Origin of the sequence: Rhodococcus jostii RHA1 (assembly GCF_000014565.1) — a bacterium.
Lineage (GTDB): Bacteria > Actinomycetota > Actinomycetes > Mycobacteriales > Mycobacteriaceae > Rhodococcus_F > Rhodococcus_F jostii_A.
The window spans coordinates 1,082,529-1,108,945 of the sequence record NC_008268.1 but is presented as its reverse complement, the minus strand read 5'-3'; the positions used below and the strand labels follow the sequence as shown (position 1 = coordinate 1,108,945).

The window sequence follows — 26,417 nt, the reverse complement described above, 5'->3', positions numbered from 1 at the left end:
CGCTCAGGGGCGGTGGGCGGAGTCTTTCAAGCGTGCGCGAATTCCGTCGACGAACAGCGACAGGCCGAAGTCGAACCGGACCGCCGGATCGCCGTCGAGGAGGTCCTCGTCGTACGCCGCGATCGGGGACTGCGGCGCATCGGGGGAGAGGGCGGCCCGGGTGAGGGCGCCTGCCGACTCCATCTGCGCCCGCGACTGCTCGTCGACCGTGTGGCCGAGGACGTAGTACAGCAGCGAGTACGACGACAGTTCCGCGTGTTCGCGGGACAGTCCGGACCGCAGGCCGACTGCTGCGAAGCTTTCCCGGACCCGGGAGTTGGTCATGCGCGACGCGTACGTGGCGGAAACCAGTTCGGCGCCGTCGCGGTGGGCGAGCAGCGCGGTGCGGAGCCGGTGGGCCAGTTCGGTGAACTCCGCGTCCCACCCGGGGGCCGTGACCGGGGCGTCGACGTCTTCGAGGATCTTGTCGGCGAGCGCCCCGAGCAGGGTCTGCTTGTTGGGGAAATGCCAGTACAGAGCACCCGGCTGCACGCCGAGAGCCGTCGCGAGTCTGCGCATCGTGAGGTCGGCGAGGCCGAACTCGTCGAGGATGGCCATTGCGCCGTCGAGTACGTCGCCGCGTCGCAACTGCACTGTGTGATCTCCCAATCTCGTCGAAGAGCCCGCTCCGGCTTTGACAGTATTCCACCACGGATCTAACGTGAACACCGTTCAACTTGTACGGTGTTCAATTTTTCGGTTCCGTCGATTCACGGCACGTGATCGGCCCGTTTTCCAGGAGATACGTGTGACATCGGCCCCGGTACAGACAGACATCCTCGCCCTCGCGCGTGAGCAGGTTCTCGAGCGCGGTGACGCGCTGAACGAGAGTCAGGTGCTCGAGGTCCTGCAACTTCCCGACGACCGGCTCGAGGAACTGCTCGCCCTCGCGCACGACGTGCGCATGAAGTGGTGCGGTCCCGAGGTCGAGGTCGAGGGCATCATCAGCCTCAAGACCGGCGGCTGCCCCGAGGACTGCCACTTCTGCTCGCAGTCCGGCCTGTTCCAGTCGCCGGTGCGCGCGGCGTGGCTCGACATCCCGTCGCTCGTGGAGGCCGCCAAGCAGACCGCGAAGTCCGGCGCCAGCGAGTTCTGCATCGTCGCCGCCGTCCGCGGCCCCGACGAGCGGCTGCTCGCCCAGGTCGCTGCCGGCATCGAGGCGATCCGCAACGAGGTCGACATCCAGATCGCCTGCTCGCTGGGCATGCTCACCCAGGAGCAGGTCGACCAGCTCGCCGCGATGGGTGTGCACCGCTACAACCACAACCTGGAGACGTCGAAGTCCCACTTCCCGAACGTCGTCACCACCCACACGTGGGACGAGCGCTGGAACACGCTCCGCATGGTGCGCGAGGCGGGCATGGAGGTGTGCTGCGGCGGCATCCTCGGCATGGGCGAGAGCCTCGAACAGCGCGCCGAGTTCGCGGCCAACCTGGCCGAACTCGAACCCGACGAGGTGCCGCTGAACTTCCTCAACCCGCGGCCCGGAACCCCGTTCGGCGACCTCGAGGTCCTGCCTGCGAGCGAGGCCCTCAAGTCGGTCGCCGCGTTCCGCCTCGCGCTGCCCCGCACCATCCTCCGCTTCGCGGGCGGGCGCGAGATCACGCTCGGCGACCTCGGCGCCAAGCAGGGCATCCTCGGCGGCATCAACGCCGTCATCGTCGGCAACTACCTCACGACCCTCGGCCGCCCGGCCGAACAGGATCTCGACCTGCTCGTCGATCTGCAGATGCCGATCAAGGCCCTGAACGACACCCTGTGACGATCATGGCAGAGGCGACCATGGGCGACCGCCCCGAAGGCCGGGTCGACCGCCCCGAAGGCCGGGTCGACGGCCTCGAAGGCCGGGTCGACGGCCTCGAAGGCCGGGTCGACGGCCGCGAGGAGCGCTACAACCCGTACACCGGCCGCCGCGTGGTGGCCGGTGTCGACGACACCGTGCCCGCCGCCGCGCAGTTGGGTCTCGAGCCGCCCCGCTTCTGCGAGGCGTGCGGCCGCCGGATGGTGGTGCAGATCAGCCCGGACGGCTGGTGGGCGAAATGTTCCCGCCACGGTGTGTTCGACTCGATCTGCGGCGGACGGCGGTAGCGTCGGACGGGTGACCACGCTCCCGCGCTTCAGGCTTCGATCTGCCGCCGGAATCTTCTGCGGGACGGTGGTGGCGAGCGCGCTCGCCGGAGTGCTGTGGGGAGTCCTCGCACCGCCCGAGCACCTGCTGGTGGTCGCCCCCGACCGCGGGGTGTCGCTGACGGGGGAGAGTGTGCACCGGTTCGATGCGATCGGGATGTTCGCGTGCGCGGGCCTGGTCGTCGGGATCCTCACCGCGGTCGCGGCGTGGACGGCGCGGAGAAGTCGCGGCCCGGTGGCGCTGGGTGCGGTTCTCGCGGGCAGTGTGGTCGGGGCCGGTGTGATGGCGCTCGGTGGAATCGGCGTGGCCGCGCTGCGTTTTCCCGACCCCGACACCTCGACCGCCGGTACGGTCGTGGCGGTCGCGCCGGGGATCGGGACCCAGCTGGTGCTGATCTTCCAGCCCCTCGTCGCCTGCGTCGTGACGTTGGTGCTCGCCGCGCTCAACCCGTACGACGATCTCGGCGTCAGCGATCCCCCGGTCGAACTCGACGAGCCGGAAGAGCGCGACGCGACCTTTACCTCGTGACCGACGTCCGCATCCGCATGTTCCCGAGGAGGCGCCCGCTGGCGAGAGCGCCGATGCGGCGAGTCGCGAACCGGGTGCTGACCGACGACACCCAGTTCATCAGCCCGGAGACGACGCTCGGCGGGGTGCTGCGCCGGTCGAGTGCGCGCAGCGCTGTCGTCACCACCTGATCCGCGGTCTGCATGCGGCCGACGGCGGCGTCCTCGGAACCGACGACGTCGAAGAACTCGGTGCGGGTGGGGCCCGGGCAGACCGCGAGCACGGTGAGGCCGGTGCCTCGCGCCTCGGCCCACAACGCCTCTGTGAAGTTGAGGACGAACGCCTTGGTCGCCCCGTAGACGGCCATGCCGGGAGTCGGCTGGAACGCGGCGGTGCTCGCCACGTTCACGAGTGCGCCGCGTCCCCGGAGCAGGTCGGGCAGGAAAGCGTGCGACAGCTCGACGAGGGTGGTGACGTTGAGCTGGATCTCGGAGGTGAGGCGCTCCAGGTCGGCGGACGCGAAATCTCCGTGCGTCCCGAATCCCGCGTTGTTGATCAGCGAGTCGACGCGGATGTCGCGGGCGGTGAGTTCGCCGCGCAACCGCTCCCCGGCGCCGTGTGTCGCGAGGTCGAACGGGAGCACGGTGACCGACACGTGGTGCGCGGCGCGGAGTTCGGTGGCGAGTTGTTCGAGCCGGTCGGCGCGGCGGGCGACGAGGACGAGATCTGCACCCCGCTCGGCGAACCGGCGGGCGAATTCGGCACCGAGGCCCGCGCTGGCGCCGGTGATGAGGACGGTGGTTCCGGATACATCGAAGGACATGTGTGCTCCTAGCGGTGGGGTGTCCTCGAATGTAGTCAGTGCCATCTATGTAGTCAATGACAACATCTTGCTAGGCTGGCGGCATGCCCGTCGCCGAACAGCCCTACCACCACGGGAGTCTTCGCCGGGTGTTGCTCGCGCGCGCCGAGAGCACGCTCGAGAAGGACGGCGTCGACGGACTCTCCCTGCGGCAACTCGCGCGTGAGGCCGGGGTCAGCCACGCCGCACCCAGCAAGCACTTCCGGGATCGTCAGGCGCTGCTCGACGCACTCGCGGAGTCCGGCTTCCTGCGTCTCACCGCCGCCCTCGAACGCGCGGTCGAGGAGGCGGAATCGCATGCCCGGGCCCGTTTCGCCGCGCTCGCAGGCGCCTATGTGAGCTTCGCACTCGCACACCGGGAGTTGCTGGCCCTGATGTACGGGAACAAGCACGCGCCCGGAGCCGCTTCCCAGGTCGTGGAGGCCGGCCACGCCTCGATGGACCTGACGGTCCGGATCGTCACCGAAGCCCAGGCCGCGGGCGACATCGGACCCGGGGACGCGTCGCGCATCGCCCTCGTCGCGTTCGCGACGTTCCACGGGATCGCCACCCTCGCTGCAGGCGGGATGCTCGACGGCGCTCCGGTGGACGAAGTCGTCACCGCCGCATCGGACACGTTCTGGCGGGGTCTCGCGCAGGCGTGAGGCCGCCTGACGAGCGGGGTCAGCTCGGCGGTCGAAGCGCCGCGAACTCGTCCGTCACCCGCAGCGTGGAGTCGGTGAACCGGTAGAGGGCGGCCGGGCGCCCGCCGGCACGGCCCGACGGCGCCGTGTTCCCGGTGGGAGTGAGCACCCCACGTCGTCCGAGGACGCGCTGGAGGTTGGTCGCGTCCACCTGGTACCCGAGTGCGGCACAGTAGATCTCGCGCAGCGTCGACATGGAGAACTCGTCGGGGGCCAAGCCGAACGCGATGTTGGTGTAGGAGAGCTTGGCCGCGAGGCGGGTCCGGGCGTGCCGGACGACGGTGCCGTGGTCGAACGCCGTCTCGGGGAGCGCGGACACCGGGTGCCACGCGGTGTCCGGCGGCAGCTGCGGGTCGGCGGGGAGGGGGACGAGTCCGAGGAAGGTCGACGCGATGGTGCGCGGGCCGGGCACTCGATGCGGGTCGCTGAACACCGACAGCTGCTCGAGGTGGGAGACCTCCTGCACGTCCACCTTCTCGGCCAGCTGGCGTCGCGCGGAGGTGGTGAGGTCCTCGTCCTCGTGGAGCAGTCCACCGGGCAGGGACCAGGCGCCCGCCTGGGGATCGAGGGCTCGTTGCCACAGCAGCACGGCGAGCTCACCGGCGTGACGCGCATCACCGCCTTGAACTGCGGTGATGTGGTCGGGAAAGTGGCGAACCTGGAACACCGCGGTAAGCACTTCGTGCGTGGTGTTACTATTGGGCATGTTTTCGATCCTAAGTCGAAAACCTCGATTGCGGAAATTCGGGCCACCCCGCCCGAGTTCACGGTGAAGGAGCAAGCCATGACGACCACGACGTTGTGGGCGGGTACCAACCCGCAGATTCAGGACGGTCCCGGCGGTTACGCGGGCGTCGAGGCGAGCGAAGAGTGGGCTGCCGAGATCAAACGGCTGGCGCGTGAGCGGGGAGCGACGCTCCTTGCGCACAACTATCAGTTGCCCGCCATCCAGGACGTGGCCGACCACGTCGGCGACTCCCTCGCGCTCTCGCGCATCGCGGCCGAAGCGCCCGAGGACACCATCGTGTTCTGCGGCGTGCACTTCATGGCCGAGACCGCGAAGATCCTCAGCCCCGCCAAGACCGTGCTGATCCCGGACGAGCGTGCCGGCTGCTCGCTGGCCGACTCGATCAACGCCGATCAGCTGCGGGAGTGGAAGGCGGAGTTCCCCGACGCCGTCGTCGTGTCGTACGTCAACACCACCGCCGAGGTGAAGGGTCTGACGGACATCTGCTGCACGTCGTCCAACGCCGTCGACGTGGTCGCGTCGATCGACCCCGACCGTGAGGTCCTGTTCCTGCCCGACCAGTTCCTCGGCGCACACGTCAAGCGCGTCACCGGCCGCAAGAACATGCAGATCTGGGCGGGTGAGTGCCACGTCCACGCCGGCATCAACGGCGACGAGCTCACCGCGCAGGCCAAGGCGCACCCCGGTGCCGAACTGTTCGTGCACCCCGAATGCGGCTGCGCCACCTCGGCTCTCTACCTGGCCGGTGAAGGGTTCGTGCCCGAGGACAAGGTGAAGATCCTGTCGACGGGCGGCATGCTCGACGCCGCCCGCGCGACCGGGGCGAAGCAGGTTCTCGTGGCCACCGAGGTCGGCATGCTGCACCAGCTGCGCAAGGCCGCGCCGGAGGTCGATTTCCAGGCCGTCAACGACCGCGCGTCCTGCCCGTACATGAAGATGATCACCCCCGCGGCCCTGCTCCGCTGCCTGCTCGAGGGCAAGGACGAGGTTCACGTCGATCTCGCGACCGCGGAGCGTGCCCGCAAATCGGTGCAGCGCATGATCGAGATCGGAAACCCGGGCGGCGGCGAGTGAGCAGCCCGGCCCGGGGGATTTCCTGGGAAGAGCACGCCGACCTCGTGGTGGTGGGCGGTGGTGTGGCCGGACTGACGGCCGCACGCACCGCCTCGCTGCGCGGACTGACCGTGCTCACCGTCAGCAAGGGCGGGGCGACGGACACCGCGACGCAGTACGCGCAGGGCGGCATCGCGGTGGTGGGTGACGCCGTCACCGATTCGGTGGAGTCGCATGTCGCCGACACGTGCGAGGCCGGGGTGGGCCTGTGCGACGACGACGCGGTGCGATCGATCGTGGCGGGCGGCCGTGATGCCGTGGCCGCGTTGACCGATCTGGGCGCGGTGTTCGACCGTGGCCGCGACGGCGCCGTCTCGCGCACCCGCGAGGGCGGGCACAGCACCCGGCGGATCATTCACGCCGGAGGGGACGCCACGGGCGCCGAGGTGCAGCGAGCACTGGGTGCCGCCGGGCTTCCCGTCCTGTTCGACAGCGTCGCCCTACGGGTACTCACCGACGCGCGCGGTGTCACCGGCGTGCTCGTGGATTCGCCGCGCGGACTCGGCGTCGTCCACACACCGGCCGTCCTCCTGGCCACCGGCGGGCTCGGGCAGCTGTACGCCTGCAGCACCAACCCGCCCGGAGCCACCGCCGACGGCGTCGCTCTCGCGCTGGACGCAGGCGCGGCCGTCGCCGATCTCGAGTTCGTGCAGTTCCACCCGACCGTCCTGTTCACCCCCGGCGGTCTCGGACGGCGTCCGCTGATCAGCGAGGCCGTCCGCGGCGAGGGTGCGATCCTCGTCGACGCCAACGGCGAATCGGTGACCGCGGGTGTGCACCCGCGCGGCGACCTCGCCCCCCGCGACGTCGTGTCGCGGGCGATCGCGTCGAGGCTTCGGGAACTGGGTCACGACCGTGTCTACCTCGACGCGCGTCACCTGTCCGGCTTCGTGCAGCGCTTCCCGACCGTGACGGCCTCGTGCCTGGACGCCGGGATCGATCCGCGTGAACAGCTGATCCCGGTCGCGCCCGCCGCGCACTACTCGTGCGGCGGAGTGGTCACCGACGTCGACGGACGCACCGCCGTCCCCGGCCTCTACGCCGCGGGCGAGGTGGCCCGCACCGGGCTGCACGGAGCGAACCGGCTGGCCTCCAACAGTCTTCTCGAAGGCCTGGTGGTCGGCGAGCGGGTCGGCGCCGCGGCCGTCGAACGCGCCGGCCTCCGCGTCGAGGCAACCGAACCCGAGCAGCGTGCCCTGCCGTCCGCACCTCGGGAACTGGTGCAGCAGTTGATGACCGGCAACGCCTCCGTCGTCCGGGACGGTGCCGGCCTCGATGCGGTGGCCGCCGCCCTGGCCGCCGCGCCACACACGGTGCCCGAGGGGCAGACCGCGCTCGAAGACGCCGCGCTGACCCTGACGGCGTCCGCACTGGTGCTCGCCGCCGTGGCGCGGACCGAAAGTCGTGGATGCCACACCCGCAGCGACTACCCGCAGACATCCGACGAGTGGCGCCGCAGCACGCACGTGCGTCTGCGCGACAGCGAACTCGAGCTTCTCGAACCCCAACTGACAGGAGTGCTGTGATGTCCGACCATGTCCTTCCCGACGGTCTGGACGCGGACAAGGTGCGTGCGCTCGTGCGTCTCGCCCTGGACGAGGACCTGCGGTACGGACCGGACGTGACGTCGTCGTCCACGGTCCCGGCCGACGCGGTGGCCAAGGCGTCCGTGGTCTCCCGCGCGCACGGCACCGTCGCCGGCCTCGACGTGGGACTGCTGGTGCTCGACGAAGTGATCGGGGCGGGCCGCTACCAGGTTCTCGACCGGGTCGCCGACGGCACCCGGGTCGCGCCCGGCCAGGCCGTGCTGACGGTCACCGCGCCCACACAGGGGCTGCTCACCGCGGAGCGGACGATGCTCAACCTGGTGTGCCACCTGTCCGGCATCGCCACGGCGACATCCGCCTGGGTGGACGCGGTCGAGGGCACCGGGGCGAAGATCCGCGACAGTCGCAAGACGCTGCCGGGACTGCGCGGCCTGCAGAAGTACGCCGTCCGGGTGGGCGGCGGCGTCAATCACCGCATGGGGCTCGGCGACGCGGCACTGATCAAGGACAACCACGTCGCGGCCGCCGGTTCGGTCGTGGCGGCGCTGCGGGCCGTGCGCGCGGCGGCACCGGACATCGAGTGCGAGGTAGAGGTCGACAGCCTCGAGCAACTCGACGAGGTGCTGGCCGAGAACGTCGAACTGGTGCTGCTCGACAACTTCCCGCTGTGGCAGACGCAGATAGCCGTGCAACGTCGTGACGCGAACGCCCCCGGCACCAAGCTGGAGTCGTCGGGCGGTCTCACGCTGGACGTCGCGGCCGAGTACGCCGGCACCGGAGTCGACTACCTCGCGGTCGGTGCGCTCACCCATTCCGTCACCGTGCTGGATCTCGGCCTCGACATGTGACCCCACCCGTGAGTACTTGTTAACCGCCCGCGGTTAACAAGTACTCACGGGTCAGACGGCGCGGCGCACCGTCGCCAGGAACGTGGCCGCGACGAAGAACAATCCGGAGAACGTCCGGTTGGTCGCGCGCTGCTGGCGTGGTGACCGCATCAGCCGCAGGACCTTCGACGCCAGCCCGGTGTAGCCGGTCATGACGACGACGTCGACCGCGACCATGGTGGCGGCGATGACCAGGTATTGGGGGAGCAGCGGCGCTGACGGGGTGATGAACTGTGGGAGCACCGCCAGCATGAAGACGACGGCCTTCGGGTTGCTGGCATTGACCAGGAAGCCGCGCAGGGTCATCGCGGGCCCGCTGGTCTCGGCGACCTCGCCGTCGACGCCCGACACGTCGGTCGCGCTCGCCCGCCACTGACGGACGCCGAGATACACCAGGTAGGCGACGCCGAACCACTTGATCACCGTGAACGCAAGTGTCGAATTCGCGAGCAGTGCCCCGAGTCCGGCGGCGACCACCGCGATCTGCAGCAGCAACCCCAGCTGGAGACCCGCGATGTTCCAATAGCCGCGACGCAACCCGAACCGCATCCCCGTGGCCATCGATGCGATCGCGCCGGCCCCCGGGGACAGACTGATCACGCACGAAGCCCCGAGCACTGCACACCACATCTGCCACGACACGAGGTGATGTTACGTCGCGCCTCTGCTGCACCCGATCTACGGGGGATCGATGCAGCTGAGCGGCGGATTCACGAGGGAACAGAGTGCGGCAGGGCGTTCGGGTTCGTAGCCGGGCGGGAGCCCGTTCGCGACGAGGTCCCGGTAGGTGGTCACCGCATCGGTCGGTCGGCGGGTGAGGGTGGGATCGGTCAGCGCGTCGACGGTGAACAGGCCGAACCGGGGACGGTACGTGCCCCACTCGTAGTTGTCGGTGATCGACCAGTAGTTGTATCCGATCACCGGGGCGCCGTCCGCCCGTGCCCGCTCCAGCCAGAAGACGTGATCGCGGAGATGATCGGACCGGGTGTAGCCGTCCGGGCGCGGTCTCCCGTCGTCGGTGGGCATGCCGTTCTCCACGACGTACAGCGGTAGTCCCGGAAATTTTCCGGTGTATCGCATCAGGGCGTGGTAGATGCCGTCCGGTTGAGGGTTGATGTCGTAGAAGGCGTCGGTGACCGCGTGTGCCGCGGTGAGGTTGTCGGGGGAGAGGCCGTAGTAGTAGTCGACGCCGAGGAAGTCGAGCTTGTCGCGGACCCGGTCGACGAAGGTGGCGTCGAGCGCGTCCATCGCGGCCGGGACGTACGCGAGGTTGCTGCTCACCCGGGCGCCCGGGTCGTTCTCGTGGATCAGGTCGTAGGCGCGGCGGTGGACCTCGACGAGCCGGTCGAGCATCTGCGGGGCCCGGTCGGGGGTGATGCCACCGAACGTCAGCTCCTTCTGCACGTAGACGGTCGGTTCGTTGATCGTGATCCAGAGCGCACCGAGACCGGAATAGCGCTCGATCACGTTCTGCGCGTTCGCGAGCCAGTCGTCGACCGTGTCCGGGTTCGCCCAGCCGCCCCGATCGGCGACCCACCCCGGATACACCCAGTGGTCGAGGGTGATCATCGGGGTCATTCCGCGGCTGGTGATCTCGTGGACGACGTCGTCGTAGTACCGCAGTTCGGTCTCGTCCCACACGCCCGGGGCGGGTTGCAGGCGGGCCCATTCGACGCCGAACCGGAAGACGCCGACACCCAGGTCCGCGGCGCGGGTGATGTCCTCGGTGTACCGGTGACGGAAGTCGACGGAGCTGCCGATCGCGTCGTGGGTCCGTCCGGAGTCGGAATACCGCCGCCAGTTGCTGTCTGGTGAGGAACCCTCCGATTGGAACCCGGACGTCGCGACGCCCCACAGGAAGTCGTCGGGGAGAGGGGCGGCGTGCGCCGCGGTCGCGGGCGCCAGCAAGCACAGCAGGACCGCGCCGGCGCCCAGGAGTCGCGAGGGAGTCCGCATCGGCCGAAGAGTAGCGGAAACGCTGTCCCGAGTGCGCCGATTGGGTGATACTGGTGAGTAGGACTACCCGCCAGTAGGAGGCGCGTCATGGTCGACACCTCAGCTCCGAAGGTCACCGAGGAAGAAGCACGAGCGGTCGCGGAGGAGGCGAGGGAATCCGGCTGGGACAAACCCTCGTTCGCGAAAGAACTGTTTCTGGGACGGTTCCGGCTGGATCTGGTTCATCCCTTCCCCCGGCCGGCGACCGAGGACGCCGCCAAGGCCGAGGAATTCCTCGTTCGCCTCCGCGCCTACTGCGAGGAGATGGACGGCAGCGTCATCGAGTCCCAGTCGCGCATTCCCGACGAATACGTCCGCGGCCTCGCCGACCTCGGGTGCTTCGGCCTGAAGATCTCGGAGGAGTACGGCGGCCTCGGACTCTCGCAGGTCGCGTACAACCGGGCTTTGATGCTCGTCGCGTCGGTGCATCCGAGCCTGGGCGCGCTGCTGTCCGCGCATCAATCGATCGGCGTCCCCGAACCGCTCAAGCTGGCCGGCACCCCCGAGCAGAAACGCGAGTTCCTGCCGCGCTGCGCCCGCGGCGCCATCTCCGCCTTCCTCCTCACCGAACCGGACGTCGGTTCCGACCCCGCGCGGCTGGCGTCCTCCGCGACCCCCATCGAGGGCGGTGCCGCCTACGAACTGGACGGCGTGAAGCTGTGGACGACCAACGGCGTCGTCGCCGAACTGCTCGTCGTCATGGCGCGGGTGCCCAAGAGCGAAGGCCACCGCGGCGGAATCTCCGCCTTCGTCGTCGAGGCCGACACCCCGGGCATCACCGTCGAACGGCGCAACGCGTTCATGGGACTGCGGGGGATCGAGAACGGCGTCACCCGCATGTACAAGGTCCGCGTTCCGGCCGAGAACCTGATCGGCCGGGAAGGTGACGGACTCAAGATCGCGCTCACCACACTCAACGCCGGCAGGCTGGCGATTCCGGCGATGTGCGCCGGGGCCGGGAAGTGGTCGCTGAAGATCGCCCGCGAATGGTCGGGCGTCCGCGTCCAGTGGGGCAAGCCGATCGCCGAGCACACTGCCGTCGCCAACAAACTGTCGTTCATGGCCGCGACCACCTATGCCCTCGAGGCCGTGGTGGACCTGTCGGCGCAGATGAACGACGAGGGTCGCAACGACATCCGGATCGAGGCGGCGCTCGCCAAGTTGTGGTCGTCCGAGATGGCCTGCGTCATCTCCGACGAGCTGATCCAGGTCCGCGGCGGCCGTGGATACGAGACGGCGGCGTCGCTGGCGGCCCGCGGTGAACGTGCGGTGCCGGTGGAGCAGCTGGACCGCGACCTGCGCATCAACCGGATCTTCGAAGGCTCGAGCGAGATCATGCGGCTGCTGGTCGCGCGCGAGGCCGTGGACGCGCACCTCACGGCGGCGGGCGATCTCGCGGACCCGCACGCCGACACCGGTGCGAAGGCCCGCGCGGCCGCCAAGGCGAGTGGTTTCTACGCGAAGTGGCTGCCGCAACTCGTGGCAGGCAAGGGGCAGGTGCCGACGTCGTTCAGCGAATTCGGTGTCCTGGCCAAGCACCTGCGGTTCGTCGAACGGCACTCCCGCAAGCTGGCCCGCTCCACGTTTTACGGGATGGCCCGGTGGCAGGCGGCGCTGGAGAAGCAGCAGGGCTTCCTCGGCCGGGTCGTGGACATCGGCGCCGAGCTGTTCGCGATGTCCGCCACGTGCGTCAAGGCGGAGATGCAGCGCGAGGAGAACGAGGCCGAGGGCGCGGCCGCCTACGAACTCGCCGACGTGTTCTGCCGGCAGGCAGCGTTGCGGGTCGAGAAACTGTTCGACGGTCTGTGGCACAACACCGACGACGTGGACAAGCGGGTCGCGCACTCGATCCTCGAGGGACGGTATGCGTGGCTGGAGCGGGGAGTGGTCGACCCCAGCGAAGGCACCGGTCCGTGGATCACCGAGTGGACCCCCGGCGCGTCCACCGAGGAAAACCTGGCGAGGAGGTTCCTGCACTCGACCCGCCTCTAGGCCGTCGGGTTCCGCGCCCCGGCTCGGCGGTACCCTCCGAGGAGACGCGCACACCAGCGTGGCACCCGCCTGCGTTCTCGGACGCGGTCGGGACGAGCCGAGGGAACACCAGTGCGCAGCTTCATGTGTCGAAAATGCGGCCAACGACTGTCGTTCGAGAACAGTCTCTGCCTGAAATGTGACAGCGCCCTGGGATTCCACCTGCCGAGCCGGTCCATCGTCGTCCTCGACGGCGGGGACCGGGCGGACGTGGACGGCGAGACCTGGGTGCGGTGCGGGAATGCCGGCACGGCGAAGTGCAATTGGCTCGTCCGGAACGACGACGTCCAGAGCCTGTGCACGTCGTGCCGGCTGACGCGGACGCGTCCTGCGGACGGTGACGACGAGGGCATGGCCGCGTTCGCGACCGCCGAGACCAACAAGAGGCGGGTCGTTCTCGAACTCGACGAGCTCGGTCTACCGATCGTCCCCAAGTTCGAGGACCCGGGCACCGGGCTGGCCTTCGACCTGCTGTCGAGCGCAAAGACCCGGGTGGTGACCGGGCACGCCGGCGGGGTGATCACCCTCGACCTGGCCGAGGGCGACGACGTGCACCGGGAACAGCTGCGCGTCGAGATGGACGAGCCGTATCGCACGCTCGTCGGCCATTTCCGGCACGAGATCGGGCACTACTACCAGGTGATGCTGATCCGGGGCGACGCCGAACGCGCCCGATTCGAGGACCTGTTCGGGGATCCGGACGTCGACTACCAGGCCGCGCTGAAACGCCACTACCGCGAGGGTGCGCCGAAGGGCTGGGGCCGGCTCTACGTGTCGTCCTACGCCACGATGCACCCCGCCGAGGACTGGGCGGAGACGTTCGCTCACTACCTGCACATCCGCGACGCCCTGGACACCGCGGCGGCCTTCGCGATGGCACCCGCCGGAGCGACGACGAGCAGCGAACTCAGTGGTGACGTGGGGTTCGACCAGATCATCGACTGGTGGCTGCCGCTGTCGTGGGCGCTCAACCAGCTGAACAGGTCGATGGGGCACCACGACCTGTATCCGTTCGTGCTTCCGGCCGCGGTGCTGGAGAAGATGCGGTTCATCCACTCGCTGATCCAGCCCGCCCCGGTGTGGGACGAGCCGGCACCGGTGTCGGCGGAAACCCGGTCGGCCGCCGACCGGTGAAAATGGGGTGCGCCTATCCTGGATAATCGGTGTCGAGCCCTGTTCTTCGCAGAACAGTCCGCTCATCCGAGACACCGTGTCCCGACATTCGCAGAGAGGACCTCTCATGCTCGCCCGCACCGACCTTCGTGGTCGTACCCCTTCCACGGCCGAACTTCGCGCCGCACTTCCTCGAGGTGGAGTGGATGTGGACGCGGTCCTGCATCAGGTTCGCCCGGTCGTCGAGGCGGTCCGTGAGCGCGGCGCCGACGCGGCGCTCGAGTTCAGCGAGAAGTTCGACGGCGTCAGTCCCGCGCAGGTGCGGGTGCCGCAGTCCGAGTTGGACCGCGCGCTCGGCGAACTCGATCCGGCCGTCCGGGCCGCCCTCGAGGTCGCGATCGAACGCACCCGCAAGGTCCACGCCGACCAGCGCCGCACCGACACCACCACCGAGGTCGTCCCGGGAGGCACCGTCACCGAACGGTGGGTTCCCGTCGACCGCGTCGGGCTGTACGTTCCCGGCGGCAACGCCGTCTACCCGTCCAGCGTCGTGATGAACGTGGTCCCGGCGCAGGCCGCCGGTGTCCGGTCTCTCGTGGTGGCGTCGCCGCCGCAGTCCGACTTCGGTGGTCTGCCGCACCCGACGATCCTCGCCGCGGCCGCCCTGCTGGGGGTCGACGAGGTGTGGGCCGTCGGCGGCGGTCAGGCTGTCGCCCTGCTCACCTACGGCGGCACCGACACGAACGGCGCCGAACTCGCCCCCGTCGACCTCATCACCGGCCCCGGCAACATCTACGTCACCGCCGCCAAGCGCCTCTGCCGCGGCCTCGTCGGCATCGACGCCGAGGCGGGCCCCACCGAGATCGCGATCCTCGCCGACCACACGGCCGACCCGGTGCACGTCGCCGCAGACATGATCAGCCAGGCCGAGCACGACGTGATGGCCGCGAGCGTGCTCGTCACATCCAGCGTCGAACTCGCCGACGCCGTCGACACGGCACTGGCCGCGCAACTCGCGATCACCAAGCACAAGGAGCGCGTCACCGCCGCGCTGTCCGGCACGCAGTCGGGCACCGTCCTGGTCTCCGACGTCGAGGCGGGACTGCGGGTGGTCAACGCGTACGCCGCCGAGCACCTCGAGATCCAGACCGAGAACGCCACCGCCGTCGCCGCGAAGGTGACCAGTGCGGGCGCGGTGTTCGTCGGCCCGTGGGCGCCGGTCAGCCTGGGCGACTACTGCGCCGGGTCCAACCACGTCCTGCCCACTGCGGGCTGCGCCCGGCACTCCTCGGGTCTGAGCGTGCAGACGTTCCTGCGCGGCATCCACGTGGTCGACTACTCCGAATCCGCGCTGAAGGAGGTCTCCGGCCACGTCATCACCCTCGCGAACGCCGAGGACCTGCCCGCGCACGGTGAGGCCGTGCGGCTGCGGTTCGAGGCGCTGCGGTGACCGCGGCGAACGTGCCGGGTTCGTCGATCGGGGTGGACGCCCTGCCGATCCGGGAGAACTTGCGCGGCAAGTCGGCGTACGGGGCGCCGCAGCTGACCGTCCCGGTCCAGCTGAACACCAACGAGAACCCGCACCCGCCCACGAAGGCGCTCGTCGACGACGTCGCCGAGTCCGTGCGGGAGGCCGCGCGGGAACTGCACCGCTACCCGGATCGGGATGCGGTGGCACTGCGCACCGACCTCGCCGCGTACCTCGTCCGCCAGACGGGGGTGCCGGTGACGGTCGACAACGTGTGGGCGGCCAACGGGTCCAACGAGATCCTGCAGCAGCTGCTGCAGGCGTTCGGCGGTCCCGGTCGCAGCGCGATGGGCTTCGTGCCGTCGTATTCGATGCACCCGATCATCGCGGACGGCACCGAGACCGAGTGGCTGCCGATCTTCCGGCGCGCCGACTTCGCGCTCGACGTGGACGCCGCGACCGCGGCGATCACCGAGCGCAGGCCCGACGTCGTGTTCGTCACCAGTCCCAACAACCCGACCGGGCACAGCGTCGGCATCGCGGAACTGCGCCGGGTCCTCGACGCCGCGCCGGGCATCGTGATCGTCGACGAGGCGTACGCCGAATTCTCCGACGCGCCCAGCGCTCTGACGTTGATCGACGAGTACCCGTCGAAGCTGGTGGTGTCGCGGACGATGAGCAAGGCGTTCGCGTTCGCCGGTGGCCGGCTCGGATACCTTGCGGCCGCACCGGCATTCATCGAGGCGCTGCTCCTGGTCCGGCTGCCGTATCACCTGTCGGTGGTCACGCAGGCCGCTGCCCGGGCGGCGCTGCGGCATGCGAACGAGACGCTCGCCAGCGTGCACGCTCTCGCAACGGAGCGGGTGCGGGTGTCGAAGGCATTGGACGACACGGGGTTCCGCGTCATCCCCAGCGACGCGAACTTCATCCTGTTCGGTGAGTTCACCGACAGTGCCCACGCCTGGCGGGCCTACCTCGACCGCGGAGTGCTCATCCGGGACGTCGGCATCCCGGGGTATCTGCGCGCCACCGTCGGGCTGGCCTCCGAGAACGACGCCTTCATCGTGGCGAGCGACGAGATCGCCGCCACCGAACTCACCAGCTCAGGAGACCGAGGATGACCGACCGCATCGCCCGCGTGGAGCGCACCACCAAGGAATCCAGCATCACCGTCGAACTGAACCTCGACGGCACCGGCATCGTCGACGTCTCCACCGGGGTCCCGTTCTTCGATCACATGCTGACCGCGCTCGGCTCCCACGCGAGTTTCGACCTCACCGTCCACGCGAAGGGCGACATCGAGATCGAGGCGCACCACACGGTGGAGGACACGTCGATCGTGCTCGGTCAGGCGCTCGGTCAGGCGCTCGGCGACAAGAAGGGCATCCGCCGGTTCGGTGACGCGTTCATCCCCATGGACGAGACGCTCGCGCACGCGTCGGTCGACGTGTCGGGGCGTCCGTACTGCGTTCACACCGGCGAACCCGAACACCTGCTGCACTCCGTCATCGGCGGCTACCCGGGCGTGCCGTACGCGACGGTGATCAACCGGCACGTGTTCGAGTCGATCGCGCTCAACGCGCGCATCGCCCTGCACGTGCGCGTGCTCTACGGGCGCGATCAGCACCACATCACCGAGGCCGAGTTCAAGGCCGTCGCCCGGGCACTGCGCGAGGCCGTCGAACCGGATCCCCGCGTCACGGGTGTGCCCTCCACCAAGGGCAGCCTGTGATCCGGGCGCATTCGTGAGTGTCGTCCTCGTCTACGTCCTGTTCATCGCCGCGGGGATCGCGGCGGGCGGGGCGTATTCCATGTGGAAGTTCAACAAACTGGCCTCGGGCGTGCTGCTGGCATTGGCGGTGCTGGCAGCCGTGGCAGGCGTTCTCAGGTTGATGTAATGCCCGTCGCAGTGGAGCCGCGCCGCGGCCTGCTCCGCACCCGCGGCATGCCCGCCGCGATGGTGATGGGCGCGGCGGCGTTCGGCGGCTGGGCGGTGCTGCTGCCCGTGGTGCCACTGATCGTCTCGCTGTCCGGTGGCTCGGACACGCTCGCCGGCAGCGTGACGGCCGTGTTCATGGCCGCGACCGTCGTCACGCAACTCGGTGTGCCCCGGCTCCTGCGCAGGTGGGGGCATCGCTGGGTGCTCGCCGCCGGCTGCATGCTGCTCGGGCCGCCGTCGCTGCTCCTCCTCCTGTCGACCGAGGCGATCCCGGTGCTGGCCGTGTCTGCCGTCCGGGGCTCGGGCTTCGGCATGCTCACCGTCGCCAGCAGTGCGCTGGTCGCCGAACTCGTTCCCCGCGAGATGCTCGGCCGGGCGACGGGTGCGCAGGGAATCGCGGTGGCCGCCGCGCAGATGGTCGGTCTGCCGGCGGGGCTCGCGATCATGCAGCACTGGTCCGCGACCCCCGTCTTCGTGATCGGTGCCCTCATTCCCGCCCTCGCGGTGCTCGCGATTACGCGGCTCCCCGCGATTCACGCCCCCGCGGACCGCACCTCGCAGGGCCGCATCCCGTTCGCCGTCCTACTCACCCCGTGGCTCGCGATCGCGATCTCCGCGGCCGCATTCGGCGGCCTCTCCAGCCTGCTGCCGATCGCGATCTCGGAACGAGCCTCGCTCGCCGGGGTGATCCTCGCCGTCTCGAGCGGTGCGACGCTGATCGGGCGATACGCCGCAGGATCGTTCTCCGACCGGCTGGGGGTGGGCCGCGCCCTGGTTCCCGCTTTGGCGTTCGTGTGCCTCGGCCTGGTGCTGTTCGCCGTCGCCGCGGCGACGAGTGCGCCGGTGCCGCTGCTGGTGTGTGCGGCCCTGGCCTTCGGATTCGGATTCGGCGCGGTGCAGAACGAAACCCTCGTCATGATCTTCACCGCCGCGGGACCGGCCCGATTCGGCTCGGCGAGCGCCGGATGGAACATCGGGTTCGACGCCGGAACCGGTTTCGGTTCCCTCGCGCTCGGGGCCGTCGCGTCGGCGGCCGGGTACTCCTGGGTGTTCGCGGTCGCGCCGACGGCGGTCGCGGTGGTTCCGGCCGCCGCGATGGTCGTCGGCCGCGCCCTCGGGCGTCGTGCAGCCGCCGGATAAGGTTGTGTCATGACCGTCTCCACGATTGCCGTCCTCGACTACGGCTCCGGCAACCTGCATTCGGCCACCCGCGCTCTGGCCCGGACCGGCGCGCGCGTCGAGGTCACATCCGATCACAAGGTTGCACTCGCGGCCGACGGTCTGGTCGTTCCCGGCGTCGGCGCCTTCGCCGCGTGCATGGAGGGACTACGCGCGGTCCGCGGGGAGCGGATCATCGGTCAGCGTCTGGCCGGCGGACGGCCGGTCCTCGGGATCTGCGTCGGCATGCAGATCCTCTTCGAACGCGGAGTCGAGTTCGGCGTCGAGGCGGAAGGCTGCGGCGAATGGCCCGGCACCGTCGAACGGCTCCAGGCCGACGTGCTGCCGCACATGGGATGGAACACGGTCGAGGCCCCCGACAACAGCACGCTGTTCGCCGGGATCGATCCCGACACCCGGTTCTACTTCGTCCACTCGTATGCGGCCCAGTCCTGGGACATGCCGACACCGGAGCGGCTCGCGCCCCCTGCCCTGACGTGGGCCGACCACGGCGGCAAGTTCCTCGCCGCCGTCGAGAACGGCGCGCTGTCCGCCACCCAGTTCCACCCCGAGAAGTCCGGTGACGCGGGCGCGGAGCTGCTCCGGAACTGGGTTCGCAGTCTGTGACCGAGCCCGGGGACGGGCGCGGCGATCTGTCGATCGGCAGGCTCGCGGTGTACGCGATGGGCGCAGCCACCGCGGTGCTGGTACTCGCCACCGCCATCATTCTGGTGATAAAACCGGGCCCCGTCCTCGGGTTGATCGTCGGACTGCTCGGCGTCGCAGGTGCGATCGCGGCCATGGGCTTCGTGTCGAAACGCATGACCCGCAACGCGTACGGTCCCGATCCCGAGGACCCGGAGCCGGGTTCCGACCGCTGAGCGACTAGGGTTGTCGCACGTGAGCCTGGTCCTTTTGCCTGCTGTAGATGTCGTCAACGGTGAAGCTGTTCGCCTCGTCCAGGGGGAGGCAGGAAGCGAGACCGGATACGGCTCGCCTCGTGATGCCGCCCTCGCATGGCAGAACGACGGTGCCGAGTGGGTGCATATCGTCGACCTCGACGCCGCATTCGGTCGCGGCTCGAACCGTGAACTCCTCGCCGACGTGGTGGGCGAGCTCGACGTCCAGGTGGAACTGTCCGGTGGGATCCGCGACGACGCGTCGCTCGAGGCCGCACTGGCGACGGGCTGCGGCCGCGTCAACCTCGGTACCGCCGCCATCGAGAACCCCGAGTGGTGTGCCCGCGCCATCGCCAAATACGGCGAGAAGATCGCCGTCGGTCTCGACGTGCGCCTCGTCGACGGTGAATACCAGCTCCGCGGTCGCGGCTGGGTCACCGAGGGCGGAAACCTGTGGGAGACGCTCGCCCGGCTCGACAAGGACGGCTGCTCCCGGTACGTCGTCACCGACGTGAGCAAGGACGGCACCCTCACCGGCCCCAATCTCGAACTTCTCGCGCAGGTCTGCGCGGCCACCGACGCCCCCGTCGTGGCCTCGGGCGGCGTGTCCACCATCGACGACCTCCGGGCGATCGCCGGGCTCGTCGATCAGGGGGTGGAGGGATCCATCGTCGGCAAGGCGCTGTACGCGGGGCGGTTCACCCTCCCCGAGGCGCTCGCCGCGGTCTCGGGCTGAGTTCCCGCCATGGCCCTGTCCCGTGATCCCCGGGAGCTCCTCGCCGTCGCCAGCGAGCTGCTCGACGGCGTGCACGACCGGTTCGTCTCGGGTGTGGGTGCGCCGAGCGCCGTCCACAAGGGTCCCGACGACTTCGCGACCGCCCTCGACCTCGAACTCGAGAAGCGGCTGACCGGTGAATTGCGTGACCGGACCGGCATCGACGTGCACGGCGAGGAGTTCGGCGGCCCCGACCTGGGCAGCGGACCCGTGTGGGTGCTCGACCCCATCGACGGCACGTTCAACTATTCGGCCGGTCTGCCCACGGCGGGCACGCTGCTCGCGCTGCTCGACGACGGGGTTCCCGTCCTCGGTCTGACGTGGCTGCCGCTCGTCGGGCGGCGGTATGCGGCCGTCGCGGACGGCCCGCTGCTCGAAGGGGGCAAGCCCCTGCCTGCGCTCGGTCGCACGTCGCTGGCGTCGTCGATCGTGGGCTTGGGCGCACTGAACATCGACAGTCGCGGTCGCATCCCCGGCGCGTACCGGCTGCAGGTCCTTGCACAGCTCAGCCGGGTGTCCTCCCGGATCCGGATTCACGGATCCACCGGCGTCGACCTCGCGTTCACCGCGGCCGGAATACTCGGCGGCGCGGTGGTGTTCGGCCACAATGCGTGGGACAACGCCGCCGGTGTCGCGCTGGTGCGCGCCGCGGGTGGTGTGGTCACGGATCTGGGCGGCAAACCCTGGACCGTGACGTCCGACTCGGTGCTCGCCGGAGCGCCCGGAGTGCACGGCGAAATTCTCGATATCCTCGGATCACTGGGTGATCCTCGTTCCGAGCCTTCAGGAGGGCGTACGCAATGACACTGGCGGTTCGAGTGATCCCGTGTCTGGACGTCGATGCCGGACGCGTCGTCAAGGGCGTCAATTTCGAGAACCTGCGGGATGCGGGTGACCCCGTCGAGCTGGCTGCCGCATACGACGCCCAGGGAGCCGACGAGCTCACGTTCCTCGACGTCACCGCGTCCACCGCGGACCGGGGCACCATGCTCGACGTGGTGAGCCGGACGGCGGAGCAGGTCTTCATCCCGCTCACGGTCGGCGGCGGTGTCCGCACCGTCGAGGACGTCGACCGGCTGCTGCGCGCAGGCGCCGACAAGGTCAGCGTCAACACCGCCGCGATCGCCCGGCCCGAGTTGCTCCGCGAACTCAGCGAACGCTTCGGCTCCCAGTGCATCGTCCTGTCGGTCGATGCACGGACCGTGCCGCAGGGTCAGCCCGACACCCCGTCGGGGTGGGAGGTCACGACGCACGGCGGCAAGCGCGGCACCGGTATCGACGCGGTGGAGTGGGCGGTCCGCGGCGCCGAACTGGGCGTCGGGGAGATCCTGCTCAACTCGATGGACGCCGACGGCACGAAGGCCGGTTTCGACCTGCCGATGATCCGGGCGGTGCGCGCGGCCGTGCACGTGCCGGTGATCGCCAGCGGGGGAGCGGGCGCCGTCGAGCATTTCGCACCCGCGGTCGGCGCCGGCGCGGACGCCGTCCTGGCCGCCAGTGTCTTCCACTTCGGCGACATGACGATCGGCGACGTGAAGAAGTCCATGCGTGAAGAAGGGATCACCGTCCGATGAGTCTCGACCCCGCTATCGCGTCACGGCTCAAGCGCAACGAGGCGGGACTGTTCAGCGCTGTCGCGCAGGAACGGTCGACGGGCGACGTCCTGATGGTGGCGTGGATGGACGACGAGGCTCTCGCCCGCACCCTCGACACCCGCAAGGGCACGTACTACTCCCGGTCCCGTCAGCAGTACTGGGTGAAGGGCGAGACGTCCGGTCACACGCAGTACGTCCACGAGGTGCGGCTCGACTGCGACGGCGACACCGTGCTGCTCGTCGTCGATCAGGAGGGGGCGGCGTGCCACACGGGCACGCACACCTGCTTCGACACCGACGTTCTTCTCGCCGTCGAGTAGGGCGCCACGACGCTCGGGCGGAATGCCCGCATGCCCTCGGGCAGAATGCCCGCATGCCCTCGGGCAGAATGCCCGCATGCCATTGATTCAGATCAGTCAGACACCGGGGCTCACCGCGGAGCAGAAGCGCGCGACGATCGAGGCGGTCACCCAGGCCTACGCCGATGCGACGGGCAAGGATCCCGCGAAGGTGTGGGTGACGATCACCGAGGTCCCGCGCGACAGCTGGGGTGTCGGCGGGACGCCGCTGGGGTGAGTTGCTGTCAGGCTCTGCCGGTTCCCGACGCGATGCTCTTGTCGAGTTGGGTGAGCATGGCGCCGGACAGTTCGGACAGCTGACGGACTTGTTCGGCGGACAGTCCGTCGAAGATCAGTGAGCGGACGGATTCGACGTGCGGGGGCGCGGCCTCGACGACTTTGGCCATGCCTTCGTCCGTGAGGACGGCGTCGGAGCCGCGGCTGCCGCGGATGCTCTCGCGGCGTACCCAGCCGGCTTTTTCCATCTTGGTGATGACGTGGGACAGCCGGGACAGTGATGCGTTGGCGCGCTGGGCGAGCAGGGACAGCTGGAGGCGCCGGTTGGTTTCGCCGGACAGCGAGGCGAGGACGAAGTACTCGAAGTGGGTGAGTGCCGAGTCGCGTTGGAGCTGGGTGTCCAGTGCGGCGGGGAGCCGGGTGACCAGGGCGATGAGGGTGAGCCAGGCCTCCTGCTGCTCTGCGTCGAGCCATCGGGTGCCGGGTTCTGCGGGCTTGCCCTCGTCGTTCCCACTCATCAGTGGTGTCCTCCATCTGTACGTCGATCCACGCGTGCAGCGTGTTCAACATAGTTAGCACGTCGCGGGCTGGATCGTGCCCGGGGAATTAGTTGCCGCGCCCATCGGTTGACTCTTATAGTAACTTGAAGGTTCAACATTGGCCGTCGATGTTGGATCTCGGATCCGAAGGAGTCGCGATGACCGCCACGATGCCCGCACTGTTCCTCAGCCATGGTGCGCCTCCACTGGTCGACAGCGAACTGTGGGTGTCGCAGCTGGCGAAGTGGGCAGGCGACCTGCCGCGGCCGAAGGCCATCCTCATGGTGTCGGCGCACTGGGAATCGGCGCCGCTCACGATCGGATCCACCACCACCGGCACGCCCCTCGTCTACGACTTCGGTGGCTTCCCCGAGCGCTTCTACCGGACCACGTACGAGTCGCCCGGTGCCCCCGACCTCGCGGCGCAGATCGTGGCGCTGATGCCGGACGACGAGACCGTGTCGCACCAGCCGCACCGCGGCCTGGACCACGGCGCCTACGTGCCGTTGACGGTCATGTACCCCGACGCCGACATCCCGGTCCTGCAGATCTCGCTGCCCACGCTCGACCCGCAGCGACTGCTGCACCTCGGTGAGCGGCTGCGTCCCCTGCGCGAGCAGGGTGTGCTGATCGTCGGTTCGGGATTCACCACACACGGCCTGCCGTTCCTGCGCGACCCGTCACCCGACGCGAAGGCGCCCGGCTGGTCGTCGGAGTTCGACGCCTGGGCGGACGAGCGCCTCGCCGCTGGCGACGTCGATTCGCTCATCGACTTCCGCTCGCTCGCGCCGGGCATGCCGTACGCCCACCCGACGATCGAGCACTTCGCGCCGCTGTTCGTCACGCTGGGCGCCTCGAGCGATCCGGAGCAGATCCCTCGGCAGGTGATCGACGGCTTCTGGATGGGGCTGGCCAAACGGTCGATTCAGGTGGACTGACGTGTCCGGAGGAAGGCGAGCGCCTGATCGCCGTGCGTGTTGGCGCGGAACTCGCTCGAGATGACCTCGAGCACGGTGCGGTCGGTGTCGATGACGAACGTCGACCGCTTGACCGGGGCGAGTTTGCCGAGCAGTCCGCGGCGGACGCCGAACATCTCCGCGACGGCTCCGTCGGCGTCCGACAGCAGCGGGTAGTCGAACGACTGCGCCTGCGCGAACGACGCCTGCTTCTCCACCGCGTCGGTGCTGATCCCGGCGCGGGACGCGCCCACCGCGGAGAACTCGATTCCGAGGTCGCGGAAATGGCAGGCCTCGGCGGTGCAGACCGGCGTCGACGCCGCGGGGTAGAAGAACAGCACCAGAGGGCCGTCCTCGAGGAGGCTCGACAGGGACCGCGCGATGCCGTCCTGATCGGGCAGGGTGAATTCCGGTGCGAGCTGACCTGGCTTCATGAGAGCCGAGGCTACCCGCGCACGCAGACACGACGAGTGCGCCTGGGATGATGGTCGGCATGCACGGCGAGCCCACCACGATTCCCGCACCCGAGTCCGCCGCCACCCCGGCCGACGACGGGTCCGACTCGACTACGACGCGCGAGCAGTTCCACGCTCTCGCCGCCGAACACCGGGTGGTCCCGGTGACGCGCAAGGTGTTGGCAGACGCGGAAACTCCGCTGTCGGCGTACACCAAGCTGGCGGCGAACCGGCCGGGGACCTTCCTGCTCGAGTCGGCGGAGAACGGCCGATCGTGGTCGCGATGGTCGTTCATCGGCGCGGGCAGTCCCGCCGCGCTCACCGTCGTCGACGGTGAAGCCGCCTGGTACGGCAACGTCCCGGCGGGCGTCCCGTCCGGCGGCGATCCGATCGCGGCCCTCGGCCGGACGCTGGAACTGCTCCGCACCGAGCGGCTGCCCGACCTGCCGCCGCTGACCGGCGGCATGGTGGGCTTCCTCGGCTACGACGCGGTGCGCCGGATCGAGCGCATCGGCGAGCACACCACCGACGATCTGCAGATCCCCGAGATGGTCATGTTGCTGGCGACGGATCTCGCGGCCGTCGACCACCACGAGGGCGCCATCACCCTGATCGCCAACGCGGTCAACTGGGACGGCACCGACGAACGTGTCGACGAGGCCTACGACTCCGCAGTGGAGCGGCTGGACCGGATGACGCACGCCCTGTCGGCGCCGGCGTCGTCCACCGTGTCCACGTTCGCGAAGCCCGCCCCCGACTACCGGCGTCAGCGCACCACCGAAGGATTCGGCGCCGACGTGCAGAAACTCGTGGGAGACATCGAGGCGGGCGAGGCATTTCAGGTGGTGCTGTCGCAGCGCTTCGAGATCGACTGCACCGCGGACCCGATCGACGTCTACCGGATGCTGCGCGCCTCCAACCCGAGCCCGTACATGTACCTGCTCAACGTGCCGAACGGCGACGGCGAGACCGCGTTCTCGATCGTCGGTTCGAGCCCGGAGGCCCTGGTGACCGTGTCGGAAGGCGTCGCCACCACGCACCCGATCGCGGGAACCCGGTGGCGCGGGCACACCGAGGAGGAGGACATCCTGCTCGAGAAGGACCTGCTCGCCGACGAGAAGGAGAACGCGGAGCACCTCATGCTCGTGGACCTGGGCCGCAACGACCTCGGGCGCGTGTGCGAACCGGGCACGGTGAAGGTCCACGACTACCGCCACATCGAGCGGTACAGCCACGTGATGCATCTCGTCTCCACCGTCACGGGTCACCTCGCGGACGGTAAGCATGCCTTGGACGCCGTCACCGCGTGTTTCCCGGCGGGCACGCTGTCGGGTGCGCCGAAGGTCCGGGCGATGCAGCTGATCGAGGAACTCGAACCCACGCGCCGGGGCATCTACGGCGGCATCATCGGGTACCTCGACTTCGCCGGCGACGCCGACACGGCCATCGCGATCCGGACCGCGCTGATCAAGGACGGCATCGGGTACGTCCAGGCGGGTGCGGGCGTCGTCGCCGACTCGAACCCCGAGTACGAGGACACGGAGGCGCGGAACAAGGCGATGGCGGTGTTGAGCGCGATCGCGGCGGCGCACACGCTGAAGACCCTGGGAGGCGACACGCAGTGAGTGACGCGTCGGAGACGTCCCGGGAACCCGGGCAGGCGGGACGTCGCCGGTCGATGATCTCGGTGCTGCTGCTCGCGGTCGCCGCGCTGTGCCTGTGGGGTGCCTCCCGGATGACGTGGGTGGAGGTCACCTCCTCCGACGGACTCGGGGAGGAGCGCACGTCCGCGCTCGCCGGCGGCACGTGGGCGGCGGCGCTCACGCCGTTGGCGCTGACCCTGGTCGCCGCGATCGCCGCGTTGTTCGCCGTGAAGGGCTGGGCGCTGCGTGTGCTCGGCGTCCTCGTCGCGGTCGTGGCCGTCGCGGCCGCGGTTCCGGCGGTGGGGTTGATCGTGTCCGGCGCCTCCGACGACGAGGCGGGCAGGCTGGCCGAGTTGCCGGGCCGCGCCGAGGTTCAGTCGGTGTCCGTGCACGTCGGACCCGCCGTGCTCGCGCTGGTGGGCGGCGTGGCGGCGCTCGCCGCCGCGGTGGAACTCGTGCGCCGTCCGCGTGTGCGGGCCGGGCTCTCCTCCAAGTACGACAGCCCCGGTGCGCGGCGTGACGCGGCGAAGAAGGCCGGGGCCGATGCGGGCGAGGGGCCCGTCACCCAGCGCATGCTCTGGGACGCCCTGGACGCGGGGGAGGACCCCACGGTGGAAGACAAGAAAGCCGAACCTGTCGACCAAGTTGACGGACAGGACAAAGACCCGGGGACCCGAACGTAAACAGAATCAGAGTGCCATCTAGGCTGACTTCACCCCTGATGATGTTCCTCACATCGGGTTTCTGCCCAGAAAGGACTCG

At 69.5% G+C, this 26,417-nt stretch carries 31 protein-coding genes; 24 read left to right on the top strand and 7 right to left on the bottom strand.

All coding sequences use genetic code 11. The features are described from left to right. Positions 1-3: 3 nt before the first annotated feature. Positions 4-633 (bottom strand): TetR/AcrR family transcriptional regulator C-terminal domain-containing protein, encoded by a 630-nt coding sequence (locus tag RHA1_RS05025; protein WP_005260290.1) that lies wholly within the window; start codon positions 631-633, stop codon positions 4-6. 154 nt (positions 634-787) lie between these two features. On the opposite strand from RHA1_RS05025, the gene bioB reads away from it, so the two are divergent. From bioB to RHA1_RS05010, 3 genes are read left to right on the top strand one after another with little or no spacing between them, the layout of a single operon-like run. Continuing rightward, positions 788-1,801 (top strand): biotin synthase BioB, encoded by a 1,014-nt coding sequence (bioB, locus tag RHA1_RS05020; RefSeq protein ID WP_005260291.1) that lies wholly within the window; start codon positions 788-790, stop codon positions 1,799-1,801. Then, positions 1,798-2,127: a biotin synthase auxiliary protein BsaP gene (bsaP, locus tag RHA1_RS05015; RefSeq protein ID WP_041811102.1), complete on the top strand. Its 330-nt coding sequence runs from the start codon at positions 1,798-1,800 to the stop codon at positions 2,125-2,127. The genes bioB and bsaP overlap by 4 nt, the downstream gene beginning before the upstream one ends. 10 nt (positions 2,128-2,137) lie before the next feature. Continuing rightward, entirely contained in the window at positions 2,138-2,695 is a 558-nt protein-coding gene (locus tag RHA1_RS05010) for a DUF2567 domain-containing protein (protein ID WP_041811099.1), read from the top strand. On the opposite strand, the gene RHA1_RS05005 is transcribed toward RHA1_RS05010, so the two are convergent. Then, positions 2,685-3,497, bottom strand: coding sequence for an SDR family NAD(P)-dependent oxidoreductase (locus RHA1_RS05005; RefSeq protein WP_011594194.1), 813 nt, complete (start codon positions 3,495-3,497; stop codon positions 2,685-2,687). The two genes, RHA1_RS05010 and RHA1_RS05005, sit on opposite strands and share 11 nt — an antisense overlap. Before the next feature lie 83 nt (positions 3,498-3,580). Here RHA1_RS05005 and RHA1_RS05000 point away from each other — a divergent pair, with 83 nt between their 5' ends. After that, positions 3,581-4,180: a TetR/AcrR family transcriptional regulator gene (locus RHA1_RS05000; RefSeq protein WP_011594193.1), complete on the top strand. Its 600-nt coding sequence runs from the start codon at positions 3,581-3,583 to the stop codon at positions 4,178-4,180. Between the two features lie 19 nt (positions 4,181-4,199). On the opposite strand, the gene RHA1_RS04995 is transcribed toward RHA1_RS05000, so the two are convergent. Continuing rightward, entirely contained in the window at positions 4,200-4,925 is a 726-nt protein-coding gene (locus tag RHA1_RS04995; protein ID WP_011594192.1) for an NUDIX hydrolase, read from the bottom strand. 78 nt (positions 4,926-5,003) lie between these two features. Here RHA1_RS04995 and nadA point away from each other — a divergent pair, with 78 nt between their 5' ends. From nadA to nadC, 3 genes are read left to right on the top strand one after another with little or no spacing between them, the layout of a single operon-like run. Then, entirely contained in the window at positions 5,004-6,041 is a 1,038-nt protein-coding gene (nadA, locus tag RHA1_RS04990) for a quinolinate synthase NadA (protein WP_005247541.1), read from the top strand. Next, positions 6,038-7,606 carry an L-aspartate oxidase gene (locus tag RHA1_RS04985; protein WP_011594190.1) on the top strand — a complete coding sequence of 523 codons (1,569 nt, stop codon included), beginning with the start codon at positions 6,038-6,040 and terminating at the stop codon, positions 7,604-7,606. The genes nadA and RHA1_RS04985 overlap by 4 nt, the downstream gene beginning before the upstream one ends. Then, complete coding sequence (nadC, locus tag RHA1_RS04980; protein ID WP_011594189.1) at positions 7,606-8,475, top strand: carboxylating nicotinate-nucleotide diphosphorylase; 870 nt, start codon at positions 7,606-7,608, stop codon at positions 8,473-8,475. Before RHA1_RS04985 ends, nadC begins: the two co-directional genes overlap by 1 nt. 51 nt (positions 8,476-8,526) lie before the next feature. Here nadC and RHA1_RS04975 read toward each other — a convergent pair whose 3' ends face one another. Beyond that, positions 8,527-9,156, bottom strand: a complete 630-nt coding sequence (locus RHA1_RS04975) for a LysE family transporter (RefSeq protein WP_016880075.1) — start codon at positions 9,154-9,156, stop codon at positions 8,527-8,529. Between the two features lie 36 nt (positions 9,157-9,192). Next, positions 9,193-10,470, bottom strand: coding sequence for a glycoside hydrolase family 1 protein (locus RHA1_RS04970; RefSeq protein ID WP_011594188.1), 1,278 nt, complete (start codon positions 10,468-10,470; stop codon positions 9,193-9,195). Positions 10,471-10,557: 87 nt separating this feature from the next. Here RHA1_RS04970 and RHA1_RS04965 point away from each other — a divergent pair, with 87 nt between their 5' ends. From RHA1_RS04965 to RHA1_RS04900, 14 genes are all read left to right on the top strand, one after another. Beyond that, on the top strand, positions 10,558-12,501 hold the full coding sequence (locus RHA1_RS04965; protein WP_011594187.1) for an acyl-CoA dehydrogenase family protein: 1,944 nt from the start codon (positions 10,558-10,560) through the stop codon (positions 12,499-12,501). 111 nt (positions 12,502-12,612) lie between these two features. Beyond that, entirely contained in the window at positions 12,613-13,674 is a 1,062-nt protein-coding gene (locus RHA1_RS04960; RefSeq protein WP_011594186.1) for a zinc-binding metallopeptidase family protein, read from the top strand. A 106-nt stretch (positions 13,675-13,780) separates the two neighbouring features. Beyond that, positions 13,781-15,103 carry a histidinol dehydrogenase gene (gene hisD, locus RHA1_RS04955; protein ID WP_009473681.1) on the top strand — a complete coding sequence of 441 codons (1,323 nt, stop codon included), beginning with the start codon at positions 13,781-13,783 and terminating at the stop codon, positions 15,101-15,103. Further along, positions 15,100-16,242 carry a histidinol-phosphate transaminase gene (locus RHA1_RS04950; RefSeq protein ID WP_011594185.1) on the top strand — a complete coding sequence of 381 codons (1,143 nt, stop codon included), beginning with the start codon at positions 15,100-15,102 and terminating at the stop codon, positions 16,240-16,242. The genes hisD and RHA1_RS04950 overlap by 4 nt, the downstream gene beginning before the upstream one ends. Beyond that, a complete protein-coding gene (hisB, locus tag RHA1_RS04945; RefSeq protein WP_011594184.1) occupies positions 16,239-16,853 on the top strand; it encodes an imidazoleglycerol-phosphate dehydratase HisB in 615 nt (204 codons plus the stop codon). Before RHA1_RS04950 ends, hisB begins: the two co-directional genes overlap by 4 nt. Positions 16,854-16,866: 13 nt before the next feature. Next, positions 16,867-17,019 carry a CG2302 family histidine operon protein gene (locus tag RHA1_RS50350; RefSeq protein ID WP_007297398.1) on the top strand — a complete coding sequence of 51 codons (153 nt, stop codon included), beginning with the start codon at positions 16,867-16,869 and terminating at the stop codon, positions 17,017-17,019. After that, positions 17,019-18,200, top strand: a complete 1,182-nt coding sequence (locus RHA1_RS04935; RefSeq protein ID WP_011594183.1) for an MFS transporter — start codon at positions 17,019-17,021, stop codon at positions 18,198-18,200. Before RHA1_RS50350 ends, RHA1_RS04935 begins: the two co-directional genes overlap by 1 nt. A 9-nt stretch (positions 18,201-18,209) precedes the next feature. After that, positions 18,210-18,845: an imidazole glycerol phosphate synthase subunit HisH gene (gene hisH / locus RHA1_RS04930; RefSeq protein ID WP_009473677.1), complete on the top strand. Its 636-nt coding sequence runs from the start codon at positions 18,210-18,212 to the stop codon at positions 18,843-18,845. Then, complete coding sequence (locus RHA1_RS04925) at positions 18,842-19,099, top strand: membrane protein (RefSeq protein ID WP_011594182.1); 258 nt, start codon at positions 18,842-18,844, stop codon at positions 19,097-19,099. Before hisH ends, RHA1_RS04925 begins: the two co-directional genes overlap by 4 nt. Before the next feature lie 19 nt (positions 19,100-19,118). Further along, entirely contained in the window at positions 19,119-19,853 is a 735-nt protein-coding gene (priA, locus tag RHA1_RS04920) for a bifunctional 1-(5-phosphoribosyl)-5-((5-phosphoribosylamino)methylideneamino)imidazole-4-carboxamide isomerase/phosphoribosylanthranilate isomerase PriA (RefSeq protein ID WP_005247511.1), read from the top strand. A 9-nt stretch (positions 19,854-19,862) separates the two neighbouring features. Beyond that, positions 19,863-20,696, top strand: a complete 834-nt coding sequence (locus RHA1_RS04915; protein ID WP_011594181.1) for an inositol monophosphatase family protein — start codon at positions 19,863-19,865, stop codon at positions 20,694-20,696. Then, complete coding sequence (hisF, locus tag RHA1_RS04910; RefSeq protein ID WP_005247506.1) at positions 20,693-21,466, top strand: imidazole glycerol phosphate synthase subunit HisF; 774 nt, start codon at positions 20,693-20,695, stop codon at positions 21,464-21,466. Before RHA1_RS04915 ends, hisF begins: the two co-directional genes overlap by 4 nt. Next, a complete protein-coding gene (hisI, locus tag RHA1_RS04905; RefSeq protein ID WP_009473672.1) occupies positions 21,463-21,807 on the top strand; it encodes a phosphoribosyl-AMP cyclohydrolase in 345 nt (114 codons plus the stop codon). The genes hisF and hisI overlap by 4 nt, the downstream gene beginning before the upstream one ends. Positions 21,808-21,883: 76 nt before the next feature. Next, on the top strand, positions 21,884-22,063 hold the full coding sequence (locus RHA1_RS04900; protein ID WP_005260336.1) for a tautomerase family protein: 180 nt from the start codon (positions 21,884-21,886) through the stop codon (positions 22,061-22,063). A gap of 7 nt (positions 22,064-22,070) precedes the next feature. Here RHA1_RS04900 and RHA1_RS04895 read toward each other — a convergent pair whose 3' ends face one another. Then, positions 22,071-22,580 carry a MarR family winged helix-turn-helix transcriptional regulator gene (locus RHA1_RS04895; RefSeq protein ID WP_009473671.1) on the bottom strand — a complete coding sequence of 170 codons (510 nt, stop codon included), beginning with the start codon at positions 22,578-22,580 and terminating at the stop codon, positions 22,071-22,073. Positions 22,581-22,759: 179 nt separating this feature from the next. Here RHA1_RS04895 and RHA1_RS04890 point away from each other — a divergent pair, with 179 nt between their 5' ends. Further along, positions 22,760-23,539 carry a dioxygenase family protein gene (locus RHA1_RS04890; RefSeq protein WP_009473670.1) on the top strand — a complete coding sequence of 260 codons (780 nt, stop codon included), beginning with the start codon at positions 22,760-22,762 and terminating at the stop codon, positions 23,537-23,539. Here the strand turns inward: RHA1_RS04890 and RHA1_RS04885 are convergent. Continuing rightward, positions 23,527-23,991: a peroxiredoxin gene (locus tag RHA1_RS04885; RefSeq protein WP_011594180.1), complete on the bottom strand. Its 465-nt coding sequence runs from the start codon at positions 23,989-23,991 to the stop codon at positions 23,527-23,529. The genes RHA1_RS04890 and RHA1_RS04885 overlap by 13 nt on opposite strands. 59 nt (positions 23,992-24,050) lie before the next feature. Here RHA1_RS04885 and RHA1_RS04880 point away from each other — a divergent pair, with 59 nt between their 5' ends. Next, entirely contained in the window at positions 24,051-25,637 is a 1,587-nt protein-coding gene (locus tag RHA1_RS04880; RefSeq protein ID WP_011594179.1) for an anthranilate synthase component I, read from the top strand. Beyond that, positions 25,634-26,338 carry a TIGR02234 family membrane protein gene (locus RHA1_RS04875; protein ID WP_041811094.1) on the top strand — a complete coding sequence of 235 codons (705 nt, stop codon included), beginning with the start codon at positions 25,634-25,636 and terminating at the stop codon, positions 26,336-26,338. The genes RHA1_RS04880 and RHA1_RS04875 overlap by 4 nt, the downstream gene beginning before the upstream one ends. The last annotated feature ends 79 nt before the right edge of the window (positions 26,339-26,417 follow it).

What these genes read in the sequence shown, in the direction of transcription:
- RHA1_RS05005 (WP_011594194.1), bottom strand. Translation starts at nt 3,497, where the DNA reads ATGTCCTTCGATGTATCCGGAACCACCGTCCTCATCACCGGCGCCAGC.
- RHA1_RS05000 (WP_011594193.1), top strand. Translation starts at nt 3,581, where the DNA reads ATGCCCGTCGCCGAACAGCCCTACCACCACGGGAGTCTTCGCCGGGTG.
- RHA1_RS04995 (WP_011594192.1), bottom strand. Translation starts at nt 4,925, where the DNA reads ATGCCCAATAGTAACACCACGCACGAAGTGCTTACCGCGGTGTTCCAG.
- nadA (WP_005247541.1), top strand. Translation starts at nt 5,004, where the DNA reads ATGACGACCACGACGTTGTGGGCGGGTACCAACCCGCAGATTCAGGAC.
- nadC (WP_011594189.1), top strand. Translation starts at nt 7,606, where the DNA reads ATGTCCGACCATGTCCTTCCCGACGGTCTGGACGCGGACAAGGTGCGT.
- RHA1_RS04970 (WP_011594188.1), bottom strand. Translation starts at nt 10,470, where the DNA reads ATGCGGACTCCCTCGCGACTCCTGGGCGCCGGCGCGGTCCTGCTGTGC.
- RHA1_RS04965 (WP_011594187.1), top strand. Translation starts at nt 10,558, where the DNA reads ATGGTCGACACCTCAGCTCCGAAGGTCACCGAGGAAGAAGCACGAGCG.
- hisD (WP_009473681.1), top strand. Translation starts at nt 13,781, where the DNA reads ATGCTCGCCCGCACCGACCTTCGTGGTCGTACCCCTTCCACGGCCGAA.
- hisB (WP_011594184.1), top strand. Translation starts at nt 16,239, where the DNA reads ATGACCGACCGCATCGCCCGCGTGGAGCGCACCACCAAGGAATCCAGC.
- RHA1_RS04935 (WP_011594183.1), top strand. Translation starts at nt 17,019, where the DNA reads ATGCCCGTCGCAGTGGAGCCGCGCCGCGGCCTGCTCCGCACCCGCGGC.
- hisH (WP_009473677.1), top strand. Translation starts at nt 18,210, where the DNA reads ATGACCGTCTCCACGATTGCCGTCCTCGACTACGGCTCCGGCAACCTG.
- RHA1_RS04915 (WP_011594181.1), top strand. Translation starts at nt 19,863, where the DNA reads ATGGCCCTGTCCCGTGATCCCCGGGAGCTCCTCGCCGTCGCCAGCGAG.
- hisF (WP_005247506.1), top strand. Translation starts at nt 20,693, where the DNA reads ATGACACTGGCGGTTCGAGTGATCCCGTGTCTGGACGTCGATGCCGGA.
- hisI (WP_009473672.1), top strand. Translation starts at nt 21,463, where the DNA reads ATGAGTCTCGACCCCGCTATCGCGTCACGGCTCAAGCGCAACGAGGCG.
- RHA1_RS04900 (WP_005260336.1), top strand. Translation starts at nt 21,884, where the DNA reads ATGCCATTGATTCAGATCAGTCAGACACCGGGGCTCACCGCGGAGCAG.
- RHA1_RS04895 (WP_009473671.1), bottom strand. Translation starts at nt 22,580, where the DNA reads ATGAGTGGGAACGACGAGGGCAAGCCCGCAGAACCCGGCACCCGATGG.
- RHA1_RS04890 (WP_009473670.1), top strand. Translation starts at nt 22,760, where the DNA reads ATGACCGCCACGATGCCCGCACTGTTCCTCAGCCATGGTGCGCCTCCA.
- RHA1_RS04885 (WP_011594180.1), bottom strand. Translation starts at nt 23,991, where the DNA reads ATGAAGCCAGGTCAGCTCGCACCGGAATTCACCCTGCCCGATCAGGAC.
- RHA1_RS04880 (WP_011594179.1), top strand. Translation starts at nt 24,051, where the DNA reads ATGCACGGCGAGCCCACCACGATTCCCGCACCCGAGTCCGCCGCCACC.